Raw genomic sequence first — 24,371 nt, 5'->3', positions numbered from 1 at the left:
AACTCGGTGGGCCGCTCGTGGTCTGAGCGCCGGGTTCAGCTCACCCCAGGCACCCTCAGCGGATGACGGCATTGACGATGGACACGGCCCGCATGGGCGAAAACGAACTGGACCGCGCGCTGGTCGAGCGGGTCCAGCAGGGGGACAAGCGCGCCTTCGACCTGCTGGTGCGCAAGTACCAGCACAAGCTGATCGGGCTGATTTCGCGTTACGTGCGCAGCCATGCCGAGTGCGAGGACATCGCGCAGGAGTCCTTCATCCGCGCCTGGCGCGCGATCGGATCGTTCCGTGGCGACAGCGCGTTCTACACCTGGCTGTACAAGATCGCGGTCAACACCGCCAAGAACCACCTGGTGGCGATGGGGCGACGGCCGCCCTCCGGCGACGTCGACGCGGACGAAGCCGAGTTCATGGCCGGGGCCGAGCGCATGCACGACAGCGCCACCCCCGAGCACGAATTGATGCGCCAGGAAATTGAACAATCGGTGTTTTCCACTGTCCAAGCCCTGCCCGAGGAACTGCGGACCGCCATCACCCTGCGTGAAGTGGATGGCCTCAGTTACGATGAAATCGCCGAAGCGATGGGCTGTCCGATCGGTACGGTGCGTTCGCGCATCTTCCGGGCGCGTGAGGCGATCGACGAAAAGCTGCGGCCGCTGCTGTCTGGCCGCGAGGATCCGACATGAACCAGGCACAGACCCACCAGGACGCCCTCGAGAATCTCTCGGCCAGCATGGACGGCGAATTGCCTGTCGAGCAGTTGCGTTTCCTGTTGCGCCGACTCGATCACGATGAAGCCTTGCGCCAGGCATGGTCGGGCTACCACTTTGCCCGCGACGGCCTGCGCCGCGAGATCACCCTGCGCGCCTCCGGCGGCTTCGCCGCGCGGGTGATGCTGGCGATCGAGCAGGAGACGGTGGCCGCCGCGGCGCCGTCGCGACGGCACGCCTGGTTGCGCTGGTCCGGCGGTGGCGTGATCGCCGCCAGCGTGGCCGCCGCGGCGTTGATGATCAGCCAGCCGGCGGGCGATGCCGGCCGCGTGGACTCCGCCGTGGTGGCGGGGACCAGCCAGGTGACCTTGTCGACGCCGGCGAGCACGCCGGCAGCACCGCCTTCGGTGCCGCCATGGCTCAGCGGCAACGCCGCCGGCCTGCTCAGCCAGCAGGCTTCGGCTACCCTGGGCGCGCCGCTGGACGACGGCCAGTCGCGTGATGCGCGGCGGATGTCGACCTACCCGGCGATGCATCGTTATCGCACCCTGGACAACAACGACGGCAGCTATCTGCTGCTGCTCGACCCGGCACCGGATGCCTCGCACCAGGCCGCTGCCGGCCGGCGCTGAGATTGTCGGGCGAGTGATGGTTCGCGGCAAATCCTGTTGATGCGGATGTCCCCTCGGCGCCTGTGCCGAAGGTGTTGTGCGGCCGCTCGACTGTGCCGCGGCCCGCTTGCCGTGTCGTCATTGATCGCCGGTTCGCGCCGGCTGCAGTTCAAACCCAAGGAGGAGTCATGAGTCATTCCATCTTGCGTACGCTGGCCTGTTGCGCCCTGCTGGGCCTGGCCGGGGTCGGCGGCGTGCAGGCCCAGCCGGCGGCCGCCGCGGCGCTGCCGGATTTCACCGGCATCGTGCAGCAGAACGCCCCTGCGGTAGTGCACGTGGAGGCCCGGTACACCGGCGAACCGAATCGCTCAATGCGCGTGCAGGGCCAGATGGGACCGGGGCAGGGCATGCCCAACGACCCGGGCGCCGAGATCCTGCGGCGCTTCTTCGGCATGCCGATGATGCCCTCGCCCGAGGAGCAGCGGCATACCTCGCTGGGTTCGGGTTTCATCATCTCCAGCGACGGTTACATCCTCACCAACAACCACGTGGTCGACCATGCGGACAAAGTCACCGTGCGCCTGCAGGATCGCCGCACGCTGACCGCCAAGGTGGTCGGCACCGACCCGACCTATGACATCGCCCTGCTCAAGGTCGATGCCGGCGGTGCGCTGCCGACGGTGACCATCGGCAATTCGCGCAGCCTGAAACCGGGCCAGTGGGTGCTCGCGATCGGCTCGCCGTTCGGCTTCGACTACACCGTGACCCAGGGCATCGTCAGCGCGGTGGGCCGCAACCTGGGCCAGCGCGACCAGCCGTACACCTCCTTCATCCAGACCGACGTGCCGATCAACCGCGGCAACTCCGGCGGCCCGCTGTTCAACCTGCAGGGCCAGGTGGTCGGCATCAATTCGCAGATCTATTCCAACACCGGCGACTATCTCGGCGTGTCGTTCTCGATCCCGATCGACGTGGCAATGAACGCGGTGCAGCAGCTCAAGACCAAGGGCTACGTCTCGCGCGGCCTGCTCGGCGTGACTGTGCAGCCGGTCAGCGACGACATCGTCAAGGCGTTCAAGCTCGACAACGGCGTCGGCGCGGCCGTGGTCGACGTGGACCCGGACAGCGGTGCCGGCAAGGCCGGCCTCCAGGCCGGCGACATCATCCTGGCCTACGACAACCACGACCTGCAGCAGGCCGCCGACCTGCCGCCGCTGGTGGGCATGACCAAGCCGGGCAGCAAGGTGCCGGTGGAGATCCTGCGCAACGGCAAGAAGCAGACCGTGCAGGTGACCATCGGCGAGGCCAAGCGCGACGGCAATGCCGTGGACAACCGCAGCGCCGGCTCGCCCTCCGCGCGCAGCGGTTCGGCCGCGCTGGGGTTGAGCGTGCAGTCGCTCGACAACGATACCCGCAAGCAGCTCGGGCTGAAGGACGGGCAGGGCGTGGTGATCGACGCCATCACCGGTCCGGTGGCGGCGCAGTCGGGGCTGCGCGCCGGCGACGTGATCCTGATGGTCAACCAGCGCAAGATCGGCAGCGTGGCGGAGTTCGAGGCGGCCACGAAGGACGTCAAGGCGGGCAGCACGGTCCTGTTGCTGGTGCGCCGCGGCGACCAGAGCCAGTTCATCGGCCTGACCGTGCCGGACGGGAAGTAGCCGGACCTCGCCCGGCAAGGGTGCCGCCCGTCGCGGGGCGGCACCGATCCCCTCGCGGATGCCTGCCGGACGGGTGTTCCATGCGATAATGCGGGGTTGGCGTCGCCTCGGGGCGGCGCGTCGTCATGCATGGTGCGTGGCGGCGGACCCCACGACCGAAAGGCCGCTCGCGCTCCATGGAATTGATCCGCAACTTCTCCATCATTGCCCACATCGATCACGGCAAGTCCACGCTGGCCGACCGCATCATCCAGATCTGCGGCGGTCTGGCTGACCGCGAGATGGAAGCACAGGTGCTGGACAACAATCCGATCGAGCGCGAGCGCGGCATCACCATCAAGGCACAGTCGGTGTCGCTGCCCTACACCGCGCGCGACGGCAAGACCTACCAGCTCAACTTCATCGACACCCCCGGCCACGTGGATTTCTCCTACGAGGTGAGCCGTTCGCTGGCCGCGTGCGAGGGTGCGCTGCTGGTGGTCGACGCGGCACAGGGCGTCGAGGCCCAATCCGTGGCCAACTGCTACACCGCGGTGGAGATGGGCCTGGAAGTGGTGCCGGTGCTCAACAAGATCGACCTGCCCACCGCCGACGTCGAGAAGGTCAAGGGCGAGATCGAGGCGGTGATCGGCATCGACGCCACCGACGCGGTGGCGATCAGCGCCAAGACCGGGCTCAACGTGGTCGAGGTGCTGGAGGCAATCGTGGCGCGCATCCCGCCGCCCAAGCCGCGCGACACCGATCGCCTGCAGGCGCTGATCATCGACTCGTGGTTCGACAACTACCTCGGCGTGATCTCGCTGGTGCGCGTCATGCAGGGCGAGATCAAGCCCGGCGACAAGTTGCTGGTGATGTCCACCGGGCGCAGCCACGAGGTCGACGACGTCGGCGTGTTCACGCCCAAGCGCAAGAAGCTGGACAAGCTGTCGGCGGGCGAAGTGGGCTGGATCAACGCCTCGATCAAGGACGTGCACGGCGCGCCGGTGGGCGACACGCTGACCCACGCCGGCAAGCCGGCCGCGGCGCCGCTGCCGGGCTTCCAGACCATGCAGCCGCGCGTGTTCGCCGGCCTGTTCCCGGTGTCGTCGGACGACTTCCCGGCGATGCGCGAGGCGCTGGACAAGCTGCGCTTGAACGACGCCGCGCTGTTCTTCGAGCCGGAGTCCTCCGAGGCGATGGGCTTCGGCTTCCGCTGCGGCTTCCTCGGCATGCTGCACATGGAAATCGTGCAGGAGCGGCTGGAGCGCGAGTACGACCTCAACCTGATCACCACCGCACCCACGGTGGTTTACGAGGTGCTGCTCAGCGACGGCTCGATCCTGCAACTGGACAACCCGGCCAAGCTGCCGACCAACTCCAGCCTGATCCAGGAAATCCGCGAGCCGATCATCGTGGCCAACATCCTCACCCCGCCAGACTACATCGGCAGCGTGATCAAGCTGTGCGAGGAAAAGCGCGGCGTGCAGCGTTCGATCCAGTACCTGGCCACCCAGGTGCAGATCAGCTACGAGATGCCGCTGGCCGAGGTGGTGATGGATTTCTTCGACCGGCTGAAGTCCGTCTCGCGTGGCTACGCCTCGATGGATTACCACTTCGACCGCTTCGAGGCCGGTCCATTCGTGCGCACCGATGTGCTGATCAACGGCGAGCGCGTCGACGCGCTGAGCCTGATCGTGCACCGCAGCCACGCCGACCGCCGCGGCCGCGAACTGGTCGAGCGCATGAAGGAGCTGATTCCGCGCCAGCAATTCGACGTGGCGATCCAGGCCGCGATCGGCGCGCAGATCATCGCCCGCTCGACGGTGAAGGCATTGCGCAAGAACGTGCTGGCCAAGTGTTACGGCGGCGACGTCAGCCGCAAGAAGAAGCTGCTGGAGAAACAGAAGGAAGGCAAAAAACGGATGAAGCAGGTCGGGCGGGTCGAGATCCCCCAGGAAGCCTTCCTCGCCGTGTTGAAAGTGGATAAATAGCCGGGAATGGAGCATGGGAAACAGGGAGTCGGAGGAGCAGCGCGTTGCCGCTTTCCGGTTCGCTATCCTCTACTCCCCGTTCCCGGCTCCGAAGGAGCCCCTCATGGAATTTGATTTTGCGGCGATTCTGCTTGGCCTCACCGTGCTGTTCGGCGTGGTGTGGGGGCTGGATCGGCTGTTCCTGTACAAGAAGCGCAAGGCGCGGCTGGACGCGGCGGGCGAGGAGTATCGCGACCCGATGCCGGTGGACTGGGCGCGCTCGCTGTTCCCGGTGGTGCTGGTGGTGCTGCTGCTGCGGTCGTTCGTGGCCGAGCCGTTCCGGATTCCGTCCGGCTCGATGATGCCGACGCTGGACGTGGGCGATTTCATCCTGGTCAACAAGTTCGCCTATGGCCTGCGCCTGCCGGCGTTCAACAACAAGATCCTCGACCTGGGCGAACCCGAGCGCGGCGACGTGGTGGTGTTCCGCTGGCCCGGCTTCACCTGCCATCGCGACGACGGCACGGTAGTGCACGGCGGCAATGCGGACTGCAGCGTTCCGGTGCCGAACCAGAACTGGATCAAGCGCGTGATCGGCCTGCCCGGCGACACCATCCAGATCCGCGACAGCGAGATCGTGATCAACGGCAAGCCGGTGCCGGCCGAGAAGATCGGCCCGTTCAAGGGCAACCACGCGCGCCCGGCGGACGAGGAACTGCTCGCCTACGGCGCCACCATCTGGAAAGAGCACCTGGGCAAGGTGACCCACCTGATCGCGCGCATGCCCGACCGCATGCCCACGCCGCCGGTGCCCAACGCGAACATGCCTGCGGTGGTGCCCGACAACTGCTATCTGGTGATGGGCGACGACCGTGAAAACAGTGAAGACAGCCGCTGGTGGGGCTGCATGCCGGAGCAGAACCTGGCCGGCAAGGCATTCCTGATCTGGATGAGCTGGAAGGGCTGGGGCACCGGCGGCGTGGATTTCTCGCGCATCGGCACGGTCATCCACTGACGCATCCTCCGGCCAGGCGCGCGACCGCGAAAACGTGATGCGATCGTGCCGCCCGCTCCCCGCCTGCGGCCAACAAGTGCGAGAATCCGCAGGCGCCATCGGCCCCGGCCGGGCCGGTGCGGCGGGTGCGGGCGACACCGGGACATCCACAGATCGGACGGCCGCCCAGGCGGCATAGCGAGGGGACTATGAAATCGAAACAGTCGGGCATCACCCTGATCGGCTTCCTGCTCATCATCGTGGTAGTGGGCTTCTTTGCCTACATGGCGATGAAACTGGCGCCGTCGTATTCCGAGTACATGGGCGTGACCAAGGCGATGAACCAGATCGCCACCGAAGGCACCAATGGCAAGTCGCTGGACTCGATCCGCCGCGATTTGATGTTCAAGCTCGGCTTCCAGTACGTCGACGATGCCACCGTCAAGCCGGCCAACATCACCATCAAGCGCGACGCCGGCGGCACCAGCGTGCTGACCGTGGCCTACGACAAGCAGATCCCGTTCATGTACAACATCGACTTCCTGCTGCACTTCAACAAGAGCGTGCCGCTGCAGGGCAATGTCGGCGAGTAGACGTTGAAGCTCCGTCACCGATTCAGTGATCCGGCCTGGGCGCAGTTGGCGCTGACCCACCGCAGCGCCGGCAAGCCCAACAACGAACGGCTGGAGTTCCTCGGCGATGCGCTGCTGGGCGCGATCATCGCCGAGCTGCTTTACGAGGTGCATCCCAAGGCCAGCGAAGGCGAGCTGTCGCGGCTGCGTGCGCAACTGGTCAACGGCAACGCGCTGGCCGTGGTGGCGCGCGAGCTGGAGTTGGGCGACGAGCTGAAGCTCGGCCCCGGCGAGCTCAAGAGCGGCGGCTTCCGTCGCGACTCGATCCTCGCCGATGCGTTCGAGGCGCTGGTGGCGGCGGTGTACGAGGATGCCGGTTTCGACACCTGCCGCAGCCTGGTGCGCGATCTGTTCGGCGAGCGCGTCGCCGCGCTGCGACGCTCGTCCAAGGACGCCAAGACCCGGCTGCAGGAACACCTGCAATCCGGGGGCTGGCCGCTGCCGCAGTACGAGCTGGTCGACAGCCACGGCGAGGACCATGCCAAGACCTTCGACGTGACCTGCCGCATCACTGAACCGCTGCAGATCGTCGCCGCTGCCACGGCCGGCAGCCGCCGCGCCGCCGAACAGGATGCCGCCGAGAGCGTGCTCGGCCAGTTGCTGGAACTGGCGCGCGACTCCTGAGCCGCCGGCGCCGCGGGTTCACCGTGCGCGCGCCTTCCACGCACTACACTTGCCCTCCGACTCGCCGAGCCTGCCACCATGAACGACCCCCTCGACATCGCCGACGGCAGCCTGCCGCATGAGGATTTCCGCTGCGGCACCGTGGCCCTGGCCGGACGCCCGAACGTGGGCAAGTCGACCCTGCTCAACGCGCTGATCGGCTTTCGCCTGTCCATCATCAGCCCGCGACCGCAGACCACGCGCCATCGCATTCTCGGCATCCACACCAACGAGGCCGGGCAGATCCTCTACGTGGACACCCCGGGGCTGCACCGGGGCGCCAAGCGGGCGATGAACCGCAGTCTCAACCGCGCCGCCCGCTCGGCGATCGGCGACGTGGACCTGGTGGTGCAGGTGATCGAGGCCGGTCGCTTCACCGACGAGGACGAGGCGCTGTACACCGCCCTGGTCGAGCAGTCCGCGCCGCGCCTGCTGGTGATCAACAAGGTCGATCTGAACAAGGACAAGACCGTGATGCTGCCGTTCGTGGCCGAACTGGCGCAGCACCATCAGTACGACGAGATCCATTACGTCAGCGCGTTGAAGGAACAGGGCCTGCAGGCGCTGGAGCAGGCCATCATCAAGCGCCTGCCGGTACGCGCGCCGATCTACGGCGTCGACGAGGTCACCGACCGCAGCGAACGTTTCCTCGCCGCCGAGATGGTGCGCGAACAGTTGATGCTGCGGCTGGACCAGGAGCTGCCGTACGCCACCACGGTGGAGATCGAGCAGTTCGAGGATCGGCCGGACGGCGTCGCTGAAATCCACGCCGTGATCTGGGTCGAGCGCGCCGGCCAGAAAGCCATCGTGATCGGCCAGGGCGGCGCCCAGCTCAAGGCGATCGGCTCCGGCGCCCGCCGCCACATGGAGCGCATGTTCGAGCGCAAAGTGTTCCTGCGCCTGTGGGTCAAGGTCCGCGAAGGCTGGGCCGACGACGAAAACATGCTGAAGAAATTCGGGTATACCGACTAGAGCGAGGAGTGAGAGGAGAGAAGTGAGAGAAGGCGGAAAGCGAGCGGCAGCTGCTACCTCTCTCACTGCTCGTTTCTCACTCCTGATTTTCCCCATGCGCATCGACCAGCAACCCGCCTATGTCCTGCACGCGCGGCCGTATCGCGAGACGTCGCTGTTGCTGGAGTGCCTGACCCGCGAGCATGGGCGGTTGGGTGTGGTGGCGCGGGGCGTGCGCGGTGAGCGTGCACGGTTGCGGCGTGCGCAGCTCGAACCGTTCCAGCCGCTGGCGCTGGGTCTGCTGCTGCGCGGCGAGATGGCCACGCTCACCGCCGTCGAGGCGGTCGGCACGCCGCAGCGGCTGGAAGGCGACGCGGCGCTGGCCGGGCTGTATCTCAACGAGTTGGTGGTGCGCCTGACCGGGCGGCAGGATCCGCTGGGGCCGCTGTTCGATGCCTATGCCGCAGCGCTGGCGCGGCTGGCCACGGGCGAATCGATCAGCTGGAGCCTGCGCCGCTTCGAACGCGACCTGCTGCAGGCCACCGGTTACGGCCTGCCGTTGCTGCACGAGGCAGACACCGGCGAGGTGATCGAGCCGGACGCGTGGTATCGCTACCAGGTCGAGGAAGGCGCGCGGCGTTGCGCCGCCGACGCGCCCCGCGCGATGCGCGGCGCCGACCTGCTGGCACTGGCGCACGACCGCATGCCCGACCCGCACGGCCTGAAAGCATTGCGCGACCTGATGCGCGAAATCATCCGCTTCCACCTCGGCGGTGGCGAGTTGCGCGCGTGGCGGGTGCTGTCGATGGCGGTCTCGCGCCGCGCTCCCGCCGCGGGCAGCGACCGCGCCAAGCCGCCGGCGTGAGTCCGCGCCAGGAGCGTGGGCGGTAGAAATCTCCCGGGCTGCAAAAGCGTCTGCGTGGTCCATATTTCCGCCGCTTCCTGCCCGTAGAACCACTATGGGCCGGCGAATCGTCGAAAATCTGTTCTCACGCAGCCACTTTTTCGCCTCGAAAGTTCCTGCCGCCCACGCTCCTAGCTGTCCAGCGCCTGCAGCGTCGCGGCCAGCACGCGGCGGAAGCTGGCCAAGGCGGCGGGCGCGGAGCCGTCGGGCAGGAGTTGCCGCTGCAGTCGCACCGCCTGTTCGGCCAGCGCCGTGGCACCGCAAAATCCGCATGAGGAACGCAGCCGGTGCAGCCGTTCGGCGAATGCGACGCGGTCGGCGCTGAGCTGGTCCAGTTCGCCTTGCAGCAGCGCGAGTTCCTCGCGCAGCAACAGGCGCAACGCACGCATCGTGGTGGCGTCGCCGCTGCTGCAGAGCGCCGCGCCATCGTCCAGCACGGACGACGACTCGGCCTGGATCAGCGCCAGCACGCGGCGCAGGTCGGTCAGGGTGCAGGGTTTGAGCAGGATGTCGCTGAAGCCTGCCGCCAGCAGGTCGTCGCGGTCGGCCGGCGCGATGTCCGCGCTGGTGGCCACGGCGGTGCTGTCGACGGAGGCGGAGCGGACATCGGCGCGCAGTTGCTCCAGCACGTGCAGGGCGCCGCCGCCGGGCATGCGGCAGTCGAGCAGCAACAGGTCGAACTTGCCCGCACCGGCGCGCTCCAGCGCTTCCCGGCCGCTGCCGGCGGTCTCCACCGTGGCGCCCAGCGAGCGCAGCCCGTCGCCGAGGAAGCGGCAACTGCCGGGGTCGTCATCGGCGACCAGAACGTAGGGGCGGGGTGCCTGGCGGAGGGACGAACTGCAAGATTCCGGGCGCTCGCTCAAGACGAAATCCTTGTCGTTCATCTGGATTTGGCAGAATGGCCCGAGATGCGCCCGACTTCAAGCCACATTTCGAGCCGCTTCGCGCTGTGTTGCGGCCTCCTGCTGGGTCTGCTCTGGTTCGCGCCGGCGCGGGCCGACGTGCTGCTGTCGGCCAGGTCGATCAGCATGCCGGGACTTCAACTGCAGGCGGTGACGCTGCGCCTGGGCGAGGACGGCGCCGGCGCGCTCACCGTGTCGCTGCATGCGGACAAGGCCGACCTGCCGGCCATGGGCTGGCGCCGCCTGCCGCTGGATCTTGCCGGCAACCTGCGCCGCAACGAGCACATGGGCTGGGTGCTGGACGGCAACCTCAAGCTGGCCCGCGCGCCCGGCGGCGCGCTCGCCGATGCGCAGGTGCAGGTGCAGGTGAGCCCGGCGGCCAACACCTTGCAGATCGACGTGTTGCAGGGCCAGGCCACGCTCAGCGGCGCCTTGCCGCTGGATCAGCCCACGCATGCGCAGATCCGTGTGACAAACCTGCCGGCAGGCTGGCTGCAAGGCCTGCTCGGCACCGTCTGGTCCGGCCGCACCACCGCCGGCCGGGTGGATGCCGAGCTGGCACTGGACCTGCGTGACCCGGGCCTGCGTTCCTCCGGCCAGTTCAGTCTGCACGAGGTGGGTTTCGACACGCCCAGCGGCACGCTTGCCGGGCGGGGCGTCAGCGGCAATGGCCGCTTCAACCTCGACTACGGCGATGGCCCGGCACAGATCGACCTCGATGCAGGCCTGCGCGGCGGCGAGCTGCTGCTGGGTCCGCTCTACGCCAAGCTGCCCGATCATCCCGTGCAGTTGAATCTGCATGCCAACGCTGCGGACGGCGCGGTGGAGCTGAGCCGCCTGCGTTTCACCGATGCCGATGCGCTGCAGCTCTCCGGCGCGCTGGCGTTCGATGCCAAAGGCGCGCCGAGCGCCCTGCGGCTGGACCGCCTGCACGCCAGCTTCCCGGCGGCGTACGAACGTTACGGGCGCTCCTGGCTCGACACGATGGGCCTGCAGGACCTCACGGTGGCCGGCGACATCGACGCCAGTGTCGACTGGCGTGAGGATTCCCTGCGCAGCTTCGCGTTCAAGACCGATGGGTTCGACCTGACCGACGCTGCCGGGCGCCTGGCGATCGACGGCCTGCACGGCGCGCTGGACTGGTCGGCCAAGGGCGACCGGCCCGTCACCACGCTGGGCTGGCGCGGGCTGGGTTTCTACCGGATCGAGAACGGCGCGGCCCAATCGACCTGGCGCAGCCATGACGGCATGCTGAGCCTGCAGCAGCCGCTGACGATGCCGGTGCTGGGTGGCCAGCTGCAGATCGGCCAGTTCGACTGGTCCCCCGCCGCGGCTGCCGGCCAGCGGCTGGCGACCTCGCTGGTGCTGACCGGCGTGGACATGAAGGCGTTCAGCCAGGCGATGGGCTGGCCCGCGTTCCCCGGCACGCTGGCCGGCGCGGTGCCTTCGCTGCGCTGGGTCGACGACCGGCTGGAACTCGGCGGCGGGCTCAGCGCGCACGTGTTCGACGGCTTCGTCGACATCACCCGGCTGTCCCTGCAGCAACCGTTCGGGACCAGTCCGGTGCTCAGCGCGGATATCGACCTGAAGCAGCTCGATCTCGGTGCGATCACCAGCGTGTTCGACTTCGGCAGCATCACGGGGCGGCTGGACGGGAGCATCCAGGGCCTGCGCCTGGTCGACTGGAGCCCGGTGGCGTTCAAGGCCAGCCTGCTCGCCGGCGACGGCGGACGGATCAGCCAGCGCGCGGTGAACAACCTCACCTCGGTCGGTGGCGGCGGCGTGGCTGCCGGCCTGCAGGGCGCGATGCTGAAACTGTTCAAGACGTTCGGCTACCAGCGCATCGGCCTCAATTGCACCTTGCAGGGCACCGTGTGCAAGATGAGCGGTCTGGAGCCGACCGACGGTGGCTACACTATCGTCGAAGGCAGCGGCCTGCCGCGCCTGCAGGTGATCGGCCACCAGACCGAGGTCGACTGGCCCACCCTGGTCAAGCGGCTGCAGGACGCCATCAGCGGCAGCGGGCCCGAGATTCACTGAGCGGTTGCCGATTCGACCTCCAAGCCCGGACTGGCGATCGAAAGTCACGAGAACGGGTTTTCTGCACATACTTACTTTTCAGCACCGGAGTCACGTCATGCGCAAGCTCGTCTACGTCATCCTGACCACCATGGCCGTGGCGCTGGTCGGCTGTGTCACGATCAACGTGTACTTCCCCGAAGCCGCGGCGCAGAAGGCCGCCGACCAGTTCATCGGCAGCGTGCTGGACAAGGCCGACGCCGCCGGCAAGCCGGCCGCGAAGGAGCCGCCGCCGGCGCCGAAGAGCGACGCCGGGCACCCCTCGGCCATGCTGCTCGACCTGCTGATCCCCGCCGCGCAGGCGGCCGAGACGCCGGACTTCCGCGTCCACACCAGCGCCACCGACGCCATTCATGCGCGCATGAACCAGCGCATCGGCGGCATCCTCGGCCAGCTGCTGGACAGCGGCGCGGTCGGCTTCACCCACGACGGCATGGTGGCCATGCGCGACGCGGCGAAGGTGCCGCTGAGCCAGCGCGCCCAGGCCAATGCCGCCGTGGCCGAGGAGAACCGCGACCGCGCCGCGCTGTACCGCGAGATCGCCGTCGCCAACAACCACCCGGAATGGGAGGCGCAGATCCGCACCGCCTTCGCCAAGACATGGATCGAGAAGGCGCACGCCGGCTGGTACTACCAGAACGCCGCCGGCGCCTGGCAGAAGAAATGATCGCGGGAGCGCACCCTGTGCGCCGTGCTTTCTCGCCACGTGACGAAGAGCATCGCGCGCAGGGTGCGCTCCTGCGGGGCGCGGTCCGGCCCGATCTGTGATAATTGGCGGCCAGCCCTTCTGTCTGCGCCCCATGTCACGTTCCAACTCGGTCTCGCCCACACCCTTTGAAGCACACATCACCGACCTCGGCCACGATGGCCGCGGCGTGGCGCGGATCGACGGCAAGACGGTGTTCGTCAGCGGCGCCTTGCTCGGCGAGCGGGTGATGGCGAAGCTGCGCAAGCGGCACCGGCATTTCGACGAGGCGGAAACGGTCGAGGTGATCACCGCCTCGCCGCATCGGGTCGAACCGAAATGCCGCCATTTCGCGCAGTGCAGCGGCTGCTCGCTGCAGCATCTTGATGCGCCCTCGCAGATCGCCGCCAAGCAACGCGTGCTGGCCGAAAACTTCGAGCGCATCGGCAAGGTCACGCCACAAGCCTGGTTGCCGCCGCTCACCGCCGAACCATGGGGCTATCGGCGCAAGGGTCGGCTGTCGGTACGCAACGTGGCGAAGAAGGGCCGCGTGCTGGTCGGCTTCCGCGAGGAGCAGAACCCGCGCTTCGTCACCGAGATCCGGCAATGCGAAGTGATGCATCCGGCGCTCGGCCCCAAGGTCGGGTTGCTGGCCGAGCTGCTGGGCACCATGGATGCGGCCGAGGACATCCCGCAGATCGAATTCGCCGCCGGCGACGAGCTGATGGCGCTGGTGTTCCGCCACATGCAGCCGCTCAGCGAACACGACCAGGCCGCGCTGGTCGCGTTCGGCCGGCAGCACGGTTTCGCGATCTACCTGCAGCCGGGCGGCATCAGCAGCGTGCATCCGTTGTGGCCGGAAAATCCGCGGCTGGCCTTCACGATCGCCAGTGGGGACGCGCGCTTCGCCGACGTCGAGCTGGAGTTCCAGCCGCTCGATTTCGTGCAGGTCAACGCCGGCATGAATCAGTTGATGATGGCGCGCGCGATGGAGCTGCTCGACCCGCAGCCGGCCGATCGCGTGCTCGACCTGTTCTGCGGCCTCGGCAACTTCACCCTGCCGATCGCGCGGCGGGTGGCCGAGGTCGTCGGCGTGGAAGGCGAGCACGGCCTGGTCGAGCGCGCCGCGCAGAATGCCGCGCGCAACGGCATCGCCAACGCGCGCTTCCACGTCGCCAACCTGTTCGAGGACCAGCGCGCCACCGAGTGGGCGCGCCAGCCGTGGGACAAGCTGCTGCTCGATCCGCCGCGTGCGGGCGCCGACAAGGTGCTGGACTACCTGCCGCACAAGGCGACCCGACGCATCGTCTACGTCTCCTGCCATCCCGCCTCGCTGGCGCGCGACGCCGGCATCCTGGTCAACCGGCACGGTTTCCGGCTGGCCTCGGCCGGCGTGATGGACATGTTCCCGCATACCTCCCATGTCGAATCGATTGCGCTGTTCGAGCGCTGAGGAGCGAGGAGTGAATGAAGAGGAGTGAGAAGTGAGAGAAATCCAGTGCATGCTTGACGCTCTTGTTCTTGCTCTCTCTCACTTCTCACTTCTCTCCGTTCACTCCTGACTTTTATGCCCATCGAGATCGAACGCAAATTCCTGTTGGCCACCGACGAGTGGCGCGCCGCGATCGAGCGCAGCGAGCCGATCGCGCAGGGCTACCTGGTCGGTGCGCAGGCCTTGCGCGAGGGCCACGCGCGCGCCTCGGTGCGCGCGCGGCTGGCCGGTGAGCAGGCGTGGCTCAACATCAAGGCCGCCACTTCCGGCATCGCGCGGGCCGAATTCGATTACCCGATACCGCTGGCCGATGCGCGCGTCATGCTGGCCAGCCTCTGCGACGGCGTGCTGGAGAAGGTCCGCCATCATGTCCGCGTCCACGGCGTACTGTTCGAGGTCGACGAATTCGGCGGCGACAACGCCGGCCTGGTCGTCGCCGAGGTCGAATTGCCTGCAGTCGATGCCTCATTTCCGCGGCCGGCGTGGCTGGGCCGCGAGGTGAGCGCGCTGACGCGCTACTACAACGTCAACCTGATCGCGCACCCGTACCGGCAATGGTCGCCGGCCGAGCGCGCCGCCGAGGATGCCGCATGCTGATGATCGGCGTGGCCGCGCCGGAACTGGCCGAATCCGAGAAACGCTGGCTGCGCGCGCCCGGCGTCGCCGGCGTGCTGCTGTTTGCGCGCAACTACCGTTCGCGCGAGCAGTTGATGGCCTTGTGCGAGGCGATCCGCGATGCCGGCGGCGAGCACTTGCTGATCGCGGTCGATCAGGAAGGCGGCCCGGTGCAACGCTTCCGCGACGGCTTCACCCGGCTGCCGCCGCTGGCAGCGATCGGTGCCGTTTACGACCGCGACCCCGACGAGGCGATCCGCCTGGCCGAGGAGCACGCCTGGGTGATGGCCAGCGAACTGCGCGCCAGCGGCGTCGATTTCAGTTTCGCACCGGTGGTCGATCTCGCCCGTGGCAACGCGGCCATCGGCCTGCGTGCTTTCCACGCCGATCCCGCGGTGGCCGGCGAACTGGGCCAGGCCTACGTGCGCGGCATGCACCTGGGCGGCATGGCCGCAGTGCTCAAGCACTTCCCGGGGCATGGCTCGGTCACCGGCGACACCCACAAGGTGGCGGCGATCGACCCGCGCGGCCTGGACGAGATCCGCCGCGACGATCTGCGCCCGTTCGCCGAATGCATCGAGGCACGCGTCGAAGCGGTGATGATGGCGCACGTCATTTACCCGGCCGTGGACAGCCGTCCAGCCGGCTATTCGAAAGTCTGGATCGAGCAGGTCCTGCGCGGCGAACTGGGCTTCACCGGCGCGGTGATCAGCGACGACATCAGCATGGCCGCCGCCGGCGCGGCCGGCAGCGTGGGCGGGCGAGTGAGGGCGCACCTCGACGCCGGCTGCGACCTGGTGCTTGCCTGCTTCCCCGAGGTGGTCGAGGAGGCACTGGCCGCGCTGCCCGCCGATACCGGCGCCATGCCCGCGTCGATCGCCACTCTGCGCGGCGCCATTGGCGCCACCTGGGCCGGCCTCGCGGACAATCCACAGCGCGACCGTTTCGTCGCCCGCATCACGGCGTTGCACGCCGAAGGAAACGCATGAACACTGCACATCCCTCCCTGGCCGATGCCCTGGCGCAGGCCGACCTGCTGTATGCCCGCGAGGCGCTGGAGCCGGTGATCGCCGACATGGGCGCACGCATCGATGCCGTGCTCGGCGGCGAGCGCGCGGTGTTCCTCACCGTGATGAACGGCGCGTTGATCTTCGCCGGCCAGCTGGCCCTGGCGATCCGCACCGACCTGGAGTTCGACTACGTGCACGCCACCCGCTACCGCGGCGAAACCACCGGCAGCACGCTGCACTGGCTGCGTGCACCCGCCGTGTCGCTGGCCGGTCGCGTGGTGCTGCTGGTCGACGACATCCTCGACGAAGGCCACACGCTGAAGGAAGTGCGCGAAGACTGCTACAAGCGCGGTGCGAAAAAAGTGCTGATCGCCAGCCTGTGCACCAAGCGCCACGACCGCCTGGTCGAAGGCATCGCCTCGGATTTCAACGGCGTGGAACTACCCGACCGCTTCGTGTTCGGCTACGGCATGGACTACTACGAGCAGGGGCGCAACCTGCCGGGCATCTACGCGTTGAAGGCCGGGAATGGGGAATAGGGATTCGGGACCAGGGCGCACAAGTGTGGCGCTTCGAATTGGCGCTTGCGCTACCCCAGCCGATCACCCTTCGACTTCGCTGCGCTGCGCTCAAGGTGAACGGTGGTGAATTTCTGGCTGCAACCTGAAAACGGATCATTACGATGCCCCATCACGAAACTACCCCCCTCGACCTCGCCGTCATCGGCGGCAGCGGCCTGTACAACTTCCCGGGCCTGGAAAATGCCGAGCGGCACACGGTGGACACGCCCTACGGCCCGGCCTCCGGCGACATCGTGGTCGGCGACTTCGCCGGCAAGCGCATCGCCTTCCTCGCCCGCCACGGCGAGAGCCACACGCTGCCGCCGCACCGGGTCAACTACCGCGCCAACGTGTGGGCGTTGCACAGCCTGGGCGCGCGGCGGGTGGTCGGCGTCAATGCCGTCGGCGGCATCCGCGACGACATGGGTCCGCGGGTAATCGTGGTACCCGACCAGCTGATCGACTACACCCACGGCCGCCTCACCAGCTACTGCGACGTCGAAGGCGCGGAGGTGAAACACATCGACTTCAGCGAGCCGTACACCGAATCGCTGCGCCGGCAGTTGCTGGCTGCGGCCCACACGGCGGGCGTCGCCGTGATCGACGGCGGCTGCTACGGCGCCACCCAGGGACCGCGGCTGGAAACCCGTGCCGAGATCGCCCGCATGAAGCGCGACGGTTGCGACCTGGTCGGCATGACCGGCATGCCCGAGGCCGTGCTGGCGCGCGAACTGGAGCTGGACTATGCCTGCCTGGCACTGGTGGCGAACTTTGCCGCCGGTTGCGGCGACGAGGCGGAAATCAGCATCGAGGAGATCTTCGCCCACCTCGCCGCCGCCACCGCCGACGTGCCGCGCATCCTGGCCGAGTTGCTGCGGGTCTGAGGGCATCCGGTGAATTTGTGCACGGACCGGACTTCTTCGTATTGCAATGCGGCTTCACCTCTTGCTACTTTTCCCCGGCCAGCGCGGCGAGCCGGGGGGAACAGCCGCACCAGTTCTGGCGCACCATTCCATGGATCCAGAGGTTCACGCAATGACTTTCGGTACGGTCAAATGGTTCAACGACGCCAAGGGTTTCGGTTTCATCGCACCTGAGGACGGGGGAGCGGACGTGTTCGTCCATTTTTCGGCGATCGCCAGCAAGGGCTTTCGCAGCCTGCAGGAAGGTCAGCGGGTGAAGTTCGAAGTCACCCAGGGTCCCAAGGGCGCCCAGGCCTCGGCGGTCGAAGCCGCCTGATCGGCCGACCCCGCGTCGCATGATGCAAAGGAAACCCCGCACTCGCTGCGGGGTTTCCTTTTTTGCGCGAGCCCCCAACCGGAAGCCCCCATCCGTTCACCCTGAGCGTAGCCGCGCAGCGGCGAAGTCGAAGGGCCACGCCACGAGTCGAGACCCCTACGGCAGCGCATGGCCGCGTCGCTTGGTTAATATGGGGAATTGCCGAACACCCCAGGAGCTCGCCGTGATCATCAAGCCCAAAGTCCGCGGTTTCATCTGCGTCACCGCCCACCCGGTCGGCTGCGAGCGCAACGTGCTCGAGCAGATCGCGATCACCCAGGCCGCCGGCCACGACAAGAGCAAGGGCCCCAAGCGCGTGCTGGTGATCGGCGCCTCCACCGGCTACGGCCTGGCCTCGCGCATCACCGCCGCGTTCGGCTACGGCGCGGCCACGCTGGGCGTGTTCTTCGAGAAGCCCAGCAGCCCGGACAAGACCGGCACCGCCGGCTGGTACAACGCCGCCGCGTTCGACAAGGCGGCCAAGGCCGCCGGTCTCTATGCGAAGTCGATCAACGGTGACGCCTTCGCCAACGAAACCCGCGCCAAGGCCATCGAGATCATCAAGAACGAGATGGGCGGCCCGATCGACCTGGTGGTCTATTCGCTGGCCTCGCCCGTGCGCAAGCTGCCGGACACCGGCGAAGTGGTGCGCTCGGCGCTCAAGACCATCGGCGCGCCGTTCCACAACACCTCGGTCGACACCAACAAGGACACCGTGATCGAGGCCACTGTCGAGCCGGCCACCGAACAGGAGATCAAGGACACCGTCACCGTGATGGGCGGCGAGGACTGGGCGCTGTGGATCGACGCGCTGAGCGCCGCCGGCGTGCTGGCCGAACACGCCAAGACCGTCGCCTACAGCTACATCGGCACCGAGATCACCTGGCCGATGTACTGGCACGGCACCCTGGGCCAGGCCAAGCAGCACCTGGACAACACCGCGAAGCAACTGCGCAACCGCCACCCCGGCCTCGACGCCTACGTCGGCGTGATGAAGTCCGTCGTCACCCAGGCCAGCGCCGCCATCCCGGTGATCCCGCTGTACGTGTCCATCGCCTTCAAGATCATGAAGGAGAAGGGCATCCACGAAAACCCGATCGAGCAGGCCAACCGCCTGTTCCACGACCGCCTCTACCGTGCTGATGGCAAGGCCGCGCCCACTGACGACGAAGGCCGCCTGCGGCTGGACGACTGGGAACTGCGCGACGACGTGCAGATCCCCTGCAAGACGATCTGGCCCACCGTCACCACCGAAAACCTCAAGCAGATCACCGACTACGCCGGCTACAAGCACGAGTTCCTGAAGCTGTTCGGGTTTGATCGGGCGGATGTGGACTATGACGCCGAGGTGGGAGCGGATCGGCGGTTTGATTGCGTGGAGATGTGAGGGCAGGAGATATCCACTTTCACAACGTTGAACTCAGTGTCAAGGAACGGACCATATGAGTGATATGAAAACCTGCTTCAAACGGGTGGACTATGACCTGTCCAACTTGTTGCATTATCTGGATATCGGCGATATTGGTCTTCCGGACATCCAACGGCCGTTCGTATGGTCCAACGCCAAGGTGCGCGACCTGTTCGATTCGATGTATCGCGGTTTCCCGGTGGGCTATTTCCTGTTCTGGGAGAACGGGCAGGCCAACGGCGCCAAGCAAATCGGTGTGGGTGACAAGGTGCATACGGCGCCTTCGCGGCTGATCGTCGATGGGCAGCAGCGGCTGACTTCGTTATATGCGGTGTTTCGCGGCAAACACGTACTTGACGACGACTATCGCGAGCGCCGGATCGAGATTGCCTTCCGTCCGCGCGACGGTCGCTTTGACGTGGCGGATGCGGCGATCAAGCGTGACCCGGAATGGATTGCCAATATTTCCGAGCTTTGGGCCTCGGGCAACTCCAGCTTCAGGATGGTGAAGGATTTCCTCAACGGTTTGAGTGCCAAAACGGAACTGAGCGATGAGGAAGAAGAGCAGATCAGCCACAATCTCGACCGCTTGTTCGATCTGCAGAAGTACCCGTTCACTGCGTTGGAGATCGCCTCGACAGTGGACGAGGAGCAGGTCGCCGACATTTTTGTTCGTATCAATAGCGAGGGCGTGAAGCTCAACCAGGCAGACTTCCTGCTGACTCTGCTGTCGGTGTTTTGGGATTCGGGCAGGGCGGCATTGGAGCATTTTTGCCGTGCTTCGCGTCAGCCACCGGCGGCAGGCAGTGCGGCTTCGCCATTCAATCACTTCATTGAGCCTGATCCCGACCAGTTACTGCGTGTGTCGGTAGCGCTTGGCTTTTCGCGTGGCCGCCTGAAAAGCGTATATCAGGTGCTGCGTGGCAAGGATTTGGAGACAGGACAGTTTTCCGCCACTCGTCGGGATGCGCAGTTTCAGATTCTGCAGCAGGCACAGGCCAAGGTGCTGGATCTGACTTGTTGGCATCAGTTCCTGAGCGCATTGATTGGCGCAGGATTCCGCAGCCGCGAGATGATCTCATCGCAGATGGCATTGGTGTATGCCTATGCGTTCTATCTGATCGGCCGTACCCAGTGCAAAGTTCCCGAGCACCAGTTGCAGAAGGTGATCGGGCGTTGGTTTTATTTCGCCAGTTTGACTGGCCGTTACAGCAATTCGCCCGAAACAATCATGGACAGCGACCTCAACCGCTTGCGTGGCGTGAGTGAGGCTGAGCGATTCATTGCGATTCTCGACGATCTGATGACCAGTCAGCTTACAGGCGATTTCTGGGCGATCACTTTGCCCGCTGCGTTGAACAGCTCGTCGGCACGCAACCCGGAGCTGTTCGCCTACGTGGCTGCGCAGAATCGTTTGAACGCGCCGGTACTGTTTTCGCACAAAAAGGTTAGCGATCTGCTCGACCCGGCGCTGAAGACAAAAAAGAAGTCCCTTGAGCGGCATCATCTATTTCCTGTCGCCTGGTTGCAAAATCAGGGCGAGGAAGACCGCAAGGTCATCAATCAGATGGCGAACTACGCACTTCTGGAATGGCCGGACAACATTGATATCAGTGACAGTCCGCCGACCGATTACGTGCCACAGATCAAGGCACGTTTCAGCGGGGAGGAATGGCAGCGGATGCATGAGCTACATGCCTTGCCGATTGATTGGCCGCAGATGAATTATGCTGATTTTCTGCTGGAGCGGCGCAAGCTGATGGCCGATATTGTTCATCGGGGCTTCGAGACATTGAGGTGACGGCCTGGGTCGCGGCAGGGGACGCGTCTGCATGAGTAACCGTTACGAAGCCGGTGAGGCCCAAGGCAGCTACGAGCCTGGCTCGGACGACCGGGTCTTGCGGAACAAGCTGGGCGTGACCGATCCAGACGAGATGGACGAAGTCGAACTGCAGTTATTGGGGCAGATCTACCGGGCGGTGCTGTTGGAGGCATTGCCTGATCGGCGCCTGTACGTGGCGGACTTGAAAACCTGGCATCGTCGGTGGCTCGGCAATGTATATGACTGGGCTGGCATGGAGCGCTCGGTCAACATGGGCAAGGGCGATTTCCATTTTGCCGCGGCAACGCAGGTTCCCCGTCTGTTGACGGTGTTTGAACACGATTGTCTTGCACGTTTCACGCCTTGCCATGACATTGATGATGCTTCATTGATCGAAGCGATCGCCATGACCCACGTAGAACTCATCCTGATTCACCCATTTCGCGAGGGGAATGGGCGGCTGTCGCGCCTATTGGCCGACGTCATGGTGGTACAGGCGGGGCGCGGGCCACTCGACTACAGCGCGTGGGAGGCAGACAAGGCAGCGTATTTCGGCGCCATTCGAGCCGGCATGGCGAACGACTACCGGCCGATGCAGCGATTGGTTGAAGCGGCCCTGGTGAACTGAGAGGAGTCAGCTTGCCAGTGCGATTCCGCGAAGCTTGGGGTTCTTGCCGAGCAAGGACTCTTCGACCTGGCGGATGCTCTTGCCGGTTTCGATAGCGGTGGAACTGGCCACTGCACGGACGATGGCCCGCTGGCTGGGCGCTTTGGCGGCGCGGAGCGGCTTCTTGTTGGGGATGGTCGGCTTGGCGGACTTCACGGCGTCCATTATACCTTAATAGGCCTGTGCGCAATTGGCTGAATGGCGCCGACCCGAGTTTTCCGCCGCCGCAGGTATCGGTCTACGAAGGGCGTCAGCATTCCTGACTGGGCTTGCCGGAAGACATGGAGCATTTCGATTGAGCCGCCCCTGAAATGAAAAGCCCGATGCCATCAAGGCATCGGGTTTTCAGTGTCGGCAAACGCCATGTCAGTCGCGCGACTTGGCCACCACGCTGCCGTCGTCGGGGTCGACCAGCAGTTCGACATCGGTGCCGCGGGCGGTGTCGGCTTCGGCGCTCCACAGGCCGTGCTCGTATTCCACGTCGTGGATCTTCTCGTAGCCGGCAGCGGTGAGCTTGGCCTTGATTTCGTCCTTGTTGAGCCTGGACGGGGCGTCGGTGACGTAGACCTTGCCGCTGACCGGTCCCACGGTGATCTTCGCCCACTGGTCGTTGCCGCCGCGTGCCTGGCTGCGCCACACGCCGTCCTCGAACTTGAGTCCCTTGACCTCCTTGTAGCCGGCATTGGCGATCGCGGTCTTGATGGCGTCCTCGGTCAGCGCGCCTTCCGGCGGCTGCGTGCCCCAGTGAGTGGTCGTGGTGACGATCTGCGTGGTGGTGCCGGATTGCGCGGGGGCGGGCGCCTGCTGCGCCATGGCTGCCGTGCACACGGACAGGCCGATCAACAGCGGAAGTGTGTGCTTGGTCATCAGTGACTCCTTCTTCGGTGATGTCGCCAGCCGGCCAGGACTGGCCGGGTGCCGACTCATGGGGAGTCCGATGGAAGCAGTGCCGGTGAAATGGCTGCGTGAACGTGATGAATGCTGGTTCAGCAGACAGTGCCACCGGGAAGCCGTCGCCCGTAGGAGCCCGCTCGCGGGCGATGCCGTTTTGGTTTGCGGCTGTCGAACCCCGACACCCGACAAGAGCATCGCCCGCGAGCGGGCTCCTACGGGTGTGACGGGAGTCGACAGGGTGTGAGGGCGATCAACCTTCGCCCATGCCCTCGGCCGGTTCCGATGCGCTGCCAGCACGGACCTTGTCCTCGATCTGCTGGCCGATTTTCGCGTCCACGCTTTTCCAGTAAGCAAAGGCGCGTTCCAGCACCGGGCTGCGCACGCCGCCGAGCAGGCTGCCGGCGACCTGGTCGACGAACTGCGCGCGCTGGGCGTCGTTCCACACCTCGCGCACCAGGGTGCCGGCCTGGCCGAAGTCGTCGTCCTCCGCGTGCAGCGTGTATGCGCTGCGTACCATCTCGCCGTCGGCTTCCCAGCCGTTTTCGACCGGGCCGGTGTCGTCCGACCACGGGCGCCCGCCGCTGTTGGGTGCATGCACCGGGGCGTTGCCGCTGTGGTGGTAGGCCATCTGGCCGTCGAACATGTACGTGTTCACCGGCACCTTGGGCTGGTTCACCGGCAACTGGTGGAAGTTGGTGCCGATGCGGTTGCGCTGGGCGTCGGCGTAGGCGAACGCGCGGCCGAGCAGCATCTTGTCCGGCGACAGGCCGATGCCCGGCACCGTGTTGCCCGGCGAGAACGCGGCCTGCTCGATCTGCGCGAAGAAGTTCTCCGGGTTGCGGTTCAAGGTCATCGTGCCGACCTTGATCAGCGGGTAGTCCTTGTGCGGCCACACCTTGGTCAGGTCGAACGGATTGAAGCGATAGTTCTTCGCCTCCGCATACGGCATCACCTGCACCGACAGGTCCCACACGGGAAATTCGCCGCGCTTGATCGCGTTGAACAGGTCGGCGCGGTGGAAGTCGGCGTTCTCGCCGGCCATCGCGGCCGCTTCGGCGTTGTTGAAGAACGCCATGCCCTGGCGGGTGTGGAAATGGTATTTGACCCAGAACTTCTCGCCGGCGGCATTGATCCACATGTAGGTGTGCGAGCCGTAGCCGTTCATGTGCCGCCAGGTGCGCGGCAGGCCGCGCTCACCCATCACGTAAGTCACCTGGTGGGCGGTTTCCGGATTGGACGTCCAGAAGTCCCATTGCATGTGGTTGTCGCGCAGGCCCGAATCCGGCAGGCGCTTCTGGCTGCGGATGAAGTGCGGGAACTTCATCGGATCGCGCAGGAAGAACACCGGCGTGTTGTTGCCGACCAGGTCGTAGTTGCCTTCGTCGGTGTAGAACTTCAGCGAGAAGCCGCGCACGTCGCGCCAGGTATCCGGGCTGCCCGATTCGCCGGCGACGGTGGAGAAGCGCGCCAGCATGTCGGTCTTCGCGCCCTTCCGGAACAGCGCCGCGCGCGTGTAACGGGACACATCCTCGGTAACCTGCAGCACGCCGAACGCGCCGGCACCCTTGGCGTGCGGCTGGCGCTCGGGCACCTTCTCGCGGTTGAAGTGCGCCATCTGTTCGAGGAAGTGCACGTCGTGCAGCAGCAGCGGGCCGTTCGGGCCGATGCTCAGCGAGTTGCGATCGCTGACGGCAGGGGCGCCGGCGCCGGTAGTGGAACCGCTGGCGGACTTGTTCTTGTCGTGGGACATGGGGACTTGCCTCCTTCGATGCAGGTTGGTCGAGGTGACCGGACCCAGTCTGCCTCCAACCGCGCGGGCACGCCATTCGGTATTTCCAATCGGGACGATAGGCCGCGCTGCAGCGCGTGCGAAACCGGCCACGGGAT

General features: G+C 66.2%; 24 protein-coding genes. 20 read left to right on the top strand and 4 right to left on the bottom strand.

Annotated elements, in window-relative coordinates; translation table 11 throughout:
- The first annotated feature begins 92 nt into the window (after window positions 1-92).
- The 9 genes from rpoE to recO all read left to right on the top strand — a co-directional run bounded on the left by rpoE (window position 93) and on the right by recO (window position 9,033).
- Window positions 93-686, top strand: a complete 594-nt coding sequence (gene rpoE / locus ACFCQI_RS17665; RefSeq protein WP_395121396.1) for an RNA polymerase sigma factor RpoE — start codon at window positions 93-95, stop codon at window positions 684-686.
- Window positions 683-1,342 carry a sigma-E factor negative regulatory protein gene (locus ACFCQI_RS17660; protein WP_395118833.1) on the top strand — a complete coding sequence of 220 codons (660 nt, stop codon included), beginning with the start codon at window positions 683-685 and terminating at the stop codon, window positions 1,340-1,342. The genes rpoE and ACFCQI_RS17660 overlap by 4 nt, the downstream gene beginning before the upstream one ends.
- A gap of 167 nt (window positions 1,343-1,509) precedes the next feature.
- Window positions 1,510-2,979: a Do family serine endopeptidase gene (locus ACFCQI_RS17655; RefSeq protein WP_395118831.1), complete on the top strand. Its 1,470-nt coding sequence runs from the start codon at window positions 1,510-1,512 to the stop codon at window positions 2,977-2,979.
- 176 nt (window positions 2,980-3,155) lie between these two features.
- The gene (lepA, locus tag ACFCQI_RS17650) at window positions 3,156-4,949 is read left to right on the top strand and encodes a translation elongation factor 4 (RefSeq protein ID WP_395118829.1); all 1,794 of its coding nucleotides are present in this window, start codon (window positions 3,156-3,158) and stop codon (window positions 4,947-4,949) included.
- Between the two features lie 103 nt (window positions 4,950-5,052).
- The gene (gene lepB, locus ACFCQI_RS17645) at window positions 5,053-5,943 is read left to right on the top strand and encodes a signal peptidase I (RefSeq protein ID WP_395118827.1); all 891 of its coding nucleotides are present in this window, start codon (window positions 5,053-5,055) and stop codon (window positions 5,941-5,943) included.
- A gap of 188 nt (window positions 5,944-6,131) precedes the next feature.
- Window positions 6,132-6,515 carry a DUF4845 domain-containing protein gene (locus ACFCQI_RS17640; protein ID WP_395118825.1) on the top strand — a complete coding sequence of 128 codons (384 nt, stop codon included), beginning with the start codon at window positions 6,132-6,134 and terminating at the stop codon, window positions 6,513-6,515.
- A gap of 3 nt (window positions 6,516-6,518) precedes the next feature.
- On the top strand, window positions 6,519-7,178 hold the full coding sequence (gene rnc / locus ACFCQI_RS17635) for a ribonuclease III (protein ID WP_395118823.1): 660 nt from the start codon (window positions 6,519-6,521) through the stop codon (window positions 7,176-7,178).
- A 78-nt stretch (window positions 7,179-7,256) separates the two neighbouring features.
- Window positions 7,257-8,189, top strand: coding sequence for a GTPase Era (gene era, locus ACFCQI_RS17630; protein WP_395118821.1), 933 nt, complete (start codon window positions 7,257-7,259; stop codon window positions 8,187-8,189).
- Between the two features lie 94 nt (window positions 8,190-8,283).
- Window positions 8,284-9,033 (top strand): DNA repair protein RecO, encoded by a 750-nt coding sequence (gene recO / locus ACFCQI_RS17625; RefSeq protein WP_395118819.1) that lies wholly within the window; start codon window positions 8,284-8,286, stop codon window positions 9,031-9,033.
- Window positions 9,034-9,203: 170 nt separating this feature from the next.
- Here the strand turns inward: recO and ACFCQI_RS17620 are convergent, their stop codons facing one another.
- Window positions 9,204-9,935 carry a response regulator gene (locus ACFCQI_RS17620; RefSeq protein ID WP_395118817.1) on the bottom strand — a complete coding sequence of 244 codons (732 nt, stop codon included), beginning with the start codon at window positions 9,933-9,935 and terminating at the stop codon, window positions 9,204-9,206.
- Window positions 9,936-9,980: 45 nt separating this feature from the next.
- Between ACFCQI_RS17620 and ACFCQI_RS17615 the strand changes: the two genes are divergently transcribed.
- The 11 genes from ACFCQI_RS17615 to ACFCQI_RS17565 all read left to right on the top strand — a co-directional run bounded on the left by ACFCQI_RS17615 (window position 9,981) and on the right by ACFCQI_RS17565 (window position 21,551).
- Entirely contained in the window at window positions 9,981-12,014 is a 2,034-nt protein-coding gene (locus tag ACFCQI_RS17615) for a hypothetical protein (RefSeq protein WP_395118815.1), read from the top strand.
- 97 nt (window positions 12,015-12,111) lie between these two features.
- A complete protein-coding gene (locus ACFCQI_RS17610) occupies window positions 12,112-12,720 on the top strand; it encodes a YdbL family protein (protein WP_395118813.1) in 609 nt (202 codons plus the stop codon).
- A gap of 133 nt (window positions 12,721-12,853) precedes the next feature.
- On the top strand, window positions 12,854-14,191 hold the full coding sequence (gene rlmD, locus ACFCQI_RS17605) for a 23S rRNA (uracil(1939)-C(5))-methyltransferase RlmD (RefSeq protein ID WP_395118811.1): 1,338 nt from the start codon (window positions 12,854-12,856) through the stop codon (window positions 14,189-14,191).
- 114 nt (window positions 14,192-14,305) lie between these two features.
- A complete protein-coding gene (locus ACFCQI_RS17600; protein ID WP_395118809.1) occupies window positions 14,306-14,827 on the top strand; it encodes a CYTH domain-containing protein in 522 nt (173 codons plus the stop codon).
- Window positions 14,821-15,834, top strand: coding sequence for a beta-N-acetylhexosaminidase (gene nagZ, locus ACFCQI_RS17595; RefSeq protein ID WP_395118807.1), 1,014 nt, complete (start codon window positions 14,821-14,823; stop codon window positions 15,832-15,834). The genes ACFCQI_RS17600 and nagZ overlap by 7 nt, the downstream gene beginning before the upstream one ends.
- Window positions 15,831-16,394, top strand: a complete 564-nt coding sequence (locus tag ACFCQI_RS17590) for a hypoxanthine-guanine phosphoribosyltransferase (RefSeq protein ID WP_395118805.1) — start codon at window positions 15,831-15,833, stop codon at window positions 16,392-16,394. The genes nagZ and ACFCQI_RS17590 overlap by 4 nt, the downstream gene beginning before the upstream one ends.
- Before the next feature lie 143 nt (window positions 16,395-16,537).
- Window positions 16,538-17,299 (top strand): S-methyl-5'-thioinosine phosphorylase, encoded by a 762-nt coding sequence (locus ACFCQI_RS17585; RefSeq protein WP_395118803.1) that lies wholly within the window; start codon window positions 16,538-16,540, stop codon window positions 17,297-17,299.
- A gap of 151 nt (window positions 17,300-17,450) precedes the next feature.
- On the top strand, window positions 17,451-17,654 hold the full coding sequence (locus tag ACFCQI_RS17580; protein WP_136259031.1) for a cold-shock protein: 204 nt from the start codon (window positions 17,451-17,453) through the stop codon (window positions 17,652-17,654).
- 223 nt (window positions 17,655-17,877) lie between these two features.
- Window positions 17,878-19,080, top strand: a complete 1,203-nt coding sequence (gene fabV, locus ACFCQI_RS17575) for an enoyl-ACP reductase FabV (RefSeq protein ID WP_395118801.1) — start codon at window positions 17,878-17,880, stop codon at window positions 19,078-19,080.
- A gap of 55 nt (window positions 19,081-19,135) precedes the next feature.
- Window positions 19,136-20,902 (top strand): DUF262 domain-containing protein, encoded by a 1,767-nt coding sequence (locus ACFCQI_RS17570; RefSeq protein ID WP_395118799.1) that lies wholly within the window; start codon window positions 19,136-19,138, stop codon window positions 20,900-20,902.
- Window positions 20,903-20,933: 31 nt separating this feature from the next.
- Window positions 20,934-21,551: a Fic/DOC family protein gene (locus ACFCQI_RS17565; protein WP_395118797.1), complete on the top strand. Its 618-nt coding sequence runs from the start codon at window positions 20,934-20,936 to the stop codon at window positions 21,549-21,551.
- 6 nt (window positions 21,552-21,557) lie between these two features.
- Here ACFCQI_RS17565 and ACFCQI_RS17560 read toward each other — a convergent pair whose 3' ends face one another.
- The 3 genes from ACFCQI_RS17560 to ACFCQI_RS17550 all read right to left on the bottom strand — a co-directional run bounded on the left by ACFCQI_RS17560 (window position 21,558) and on the right by ACFCQI_RS17550 (window position 24,234).
- Window positions 21,558-21,755 (bottom strand): hypothetical protein, encoded by a 198-nt coding sequence (locus ACFCQI_RS17560; protein WP_395118795.1) that lies wholly within the window; start codon window positions 21,753-21,755, stop codon window positions 21,558-21,560.
- Between the two features lie 201 nt (window positions 21,756-21,956).
- A complete protein-coding gene (locus tag ACFCQI_RS17555; protein ID WP_395118793.1) occupies window positions 21,957-22,457 on the bottom strand; it encodes a PepSY domain-containing protein in 501 nt (166 codons plus the stop codon).
- A 277-nt stretch (window positions 22,458-22,734) separates the two neighbouring features.
- On the bottom strand, window positions 22,735-24,234 hold the full coding sequence (locus tag ACFCQI_RS17550) for a catalase (protein WP_395118791.1): 1,500 nt from the start codon (window positions 24,232-24,234) through the stop codon (window positions 22,735-22,737).
- Window positions 24,235-24,371: the final 137 nt, after the last annotated feature.

This window comes from Rhodanobacter sp. FW102-FHT14D06 (genome assembly GCF_043950705.1).
Lineage (GTDB): Bacteria > Pseudomonadota > Gammaproteobacteria > Xanthomonadales > Rhodanobacteraceae > Rhodanobacter.
The sequence above is the reverse complement of the archived record's forward strand: the minus strand, read 5'-3'. Positions and strand labels throughout refer to the sequence as shown.

Coding starts and splice junctions, on each gene's coding strand:
- rpoE (WP_395121396.1), top strand. CDS start 93: ATGGGCGAAAACGAACTGGACCGCGCGCTGGTCGAGCGGGTCCAGCAG.
- ACFCQI_RS17660 (WP_395118833.1), top strand. CDS start 683: ATGAACCAGGCACAGACCCACCAGGACGCCCTCGAGAATCTCTCGGCC.
- ACFCQI_RS17655 (WP_395118831.1), top strand. CDS start 1,510: ATGAGTCATTCCATCTTGCGTACGCTGGCCTGTTGCGCCCTGCTGGGC.
- lepA (WP_395118829.1), top strand. CDS start 3,156: ATGGAATTGATCCGCAACTTCTCCATCATTGCCCACATCGATCACGGC.
- lepB (WP_395118827.1), top strand. CDS start 5,053: ATGGAATTTGATTTTGCGGCGATTCTGCTTGGCCTCACCGTGCTGTTC.
- ACFCQI_RS17640 (WP_395118825.1), top strand. CDS start 6,132: ATGAAATCGAAACAGTCGGGCATCACCCTGATCGGCTTCCTGCTCATC.
- era (WP_395118821.1), top strand. CDS start 7,257: ATGAACGACCCCCTCGACATCGCCGACGGCAGCCTGCCGCATGAGGAT.
- recO (WP_395118819.1), top strand. CDS start 8,284: ATGCGCATCGACCAGCAACCCGCCTATGTCCTGCACGCGCGGCCGTAT.
- ACFCQI_RS17615 (WP_395118815.1), top strand. CDS start 9,981: ATGCGCCCGACTTCAAGCCACATTTCGAGCCGCTTCGCGCTGTGTTGC.
- ACFCQI_RS17610 (WP_395118813.1), top strand. CDS start 12,112: ATGCGCAAGCTCGTCTACGTCATCCTGACCACCATGGCCGTGGCGCTG.
- rlmD (WP_395118811.1), top strand. CDS start 12,854: ATGTCACGTTCCAACTCGGTCTCGCCCACACCCTTTGAAGCACACATC.
- ACFCQI_RS17600 (WP_395118809.1), top strand. CDS start 14,306: ATGCCCATCGAGATCGAACGCAAATTCCTGTTGGCCACCGACGAGTGG.
- nagZ (WP_395118807.1), top strand. CDS start 14,821: ATGCTGATGATCGGCGTGGCCGCGCCGGAACTGGCCGAATCCGAGAAA.
- ACFCQI_RS17590 (WP_395118805.1), top strand. CDS start 15,831: ATGAACACTGCACATCCCTCCCTGGCCGATGCCCTGGCGCAGGCCGAC.
- ACFCQI_RS17585 (WP_395118803.1), top strand. CDS start 16,538: ATGCCCCATCACGAAACTACCCCCCTCGACCTCGCCGTCATCGGCGGC.
- ACFCQI_RS17580 (WP_136259031.1), top strand. CDS start 17,451: ATGACTTTCGGTACGGTCAAATGGTTCAACGACGCCAAGGGTTTCGGT.
- ACFCQI_RS17570 (WP_395118799.1), top strand. CDS start 19,136: ATGAGTGATATGAAAACCTGCTTCAAACGGGTGGACTATGACCTGTCC.
- ACFCQI_RS17565 (WP_395118797.1), top strand. CDS start 20,934: ATGAGTAACCGTTACGAAGCCGGTGAGGCCCAAGGCAGCTACGAGCCT.
- ACFCQI_RS17560 (WP_395118795.1), bottom strand. CDS start 21,755: ATGGACGCCGTGAAGTCCGCCAAGCCGACCATCCCCAACAAGAAGCCG.
- ACFCQI_RS17555 (WP_395118793.1), bottom strand. CDS start 22,457: ATGACCAAGCACACACTTCCGCTGTTGATCGGCCTGTCCGTGTGCACG.
- ACFCQI_RS17550 (WP_395118791.1), bottom strand. CDS start 24,234: ATGTCCCACGACAAGAACAAGTCCGCCAGCGGTTCCACTACCGGCGCC.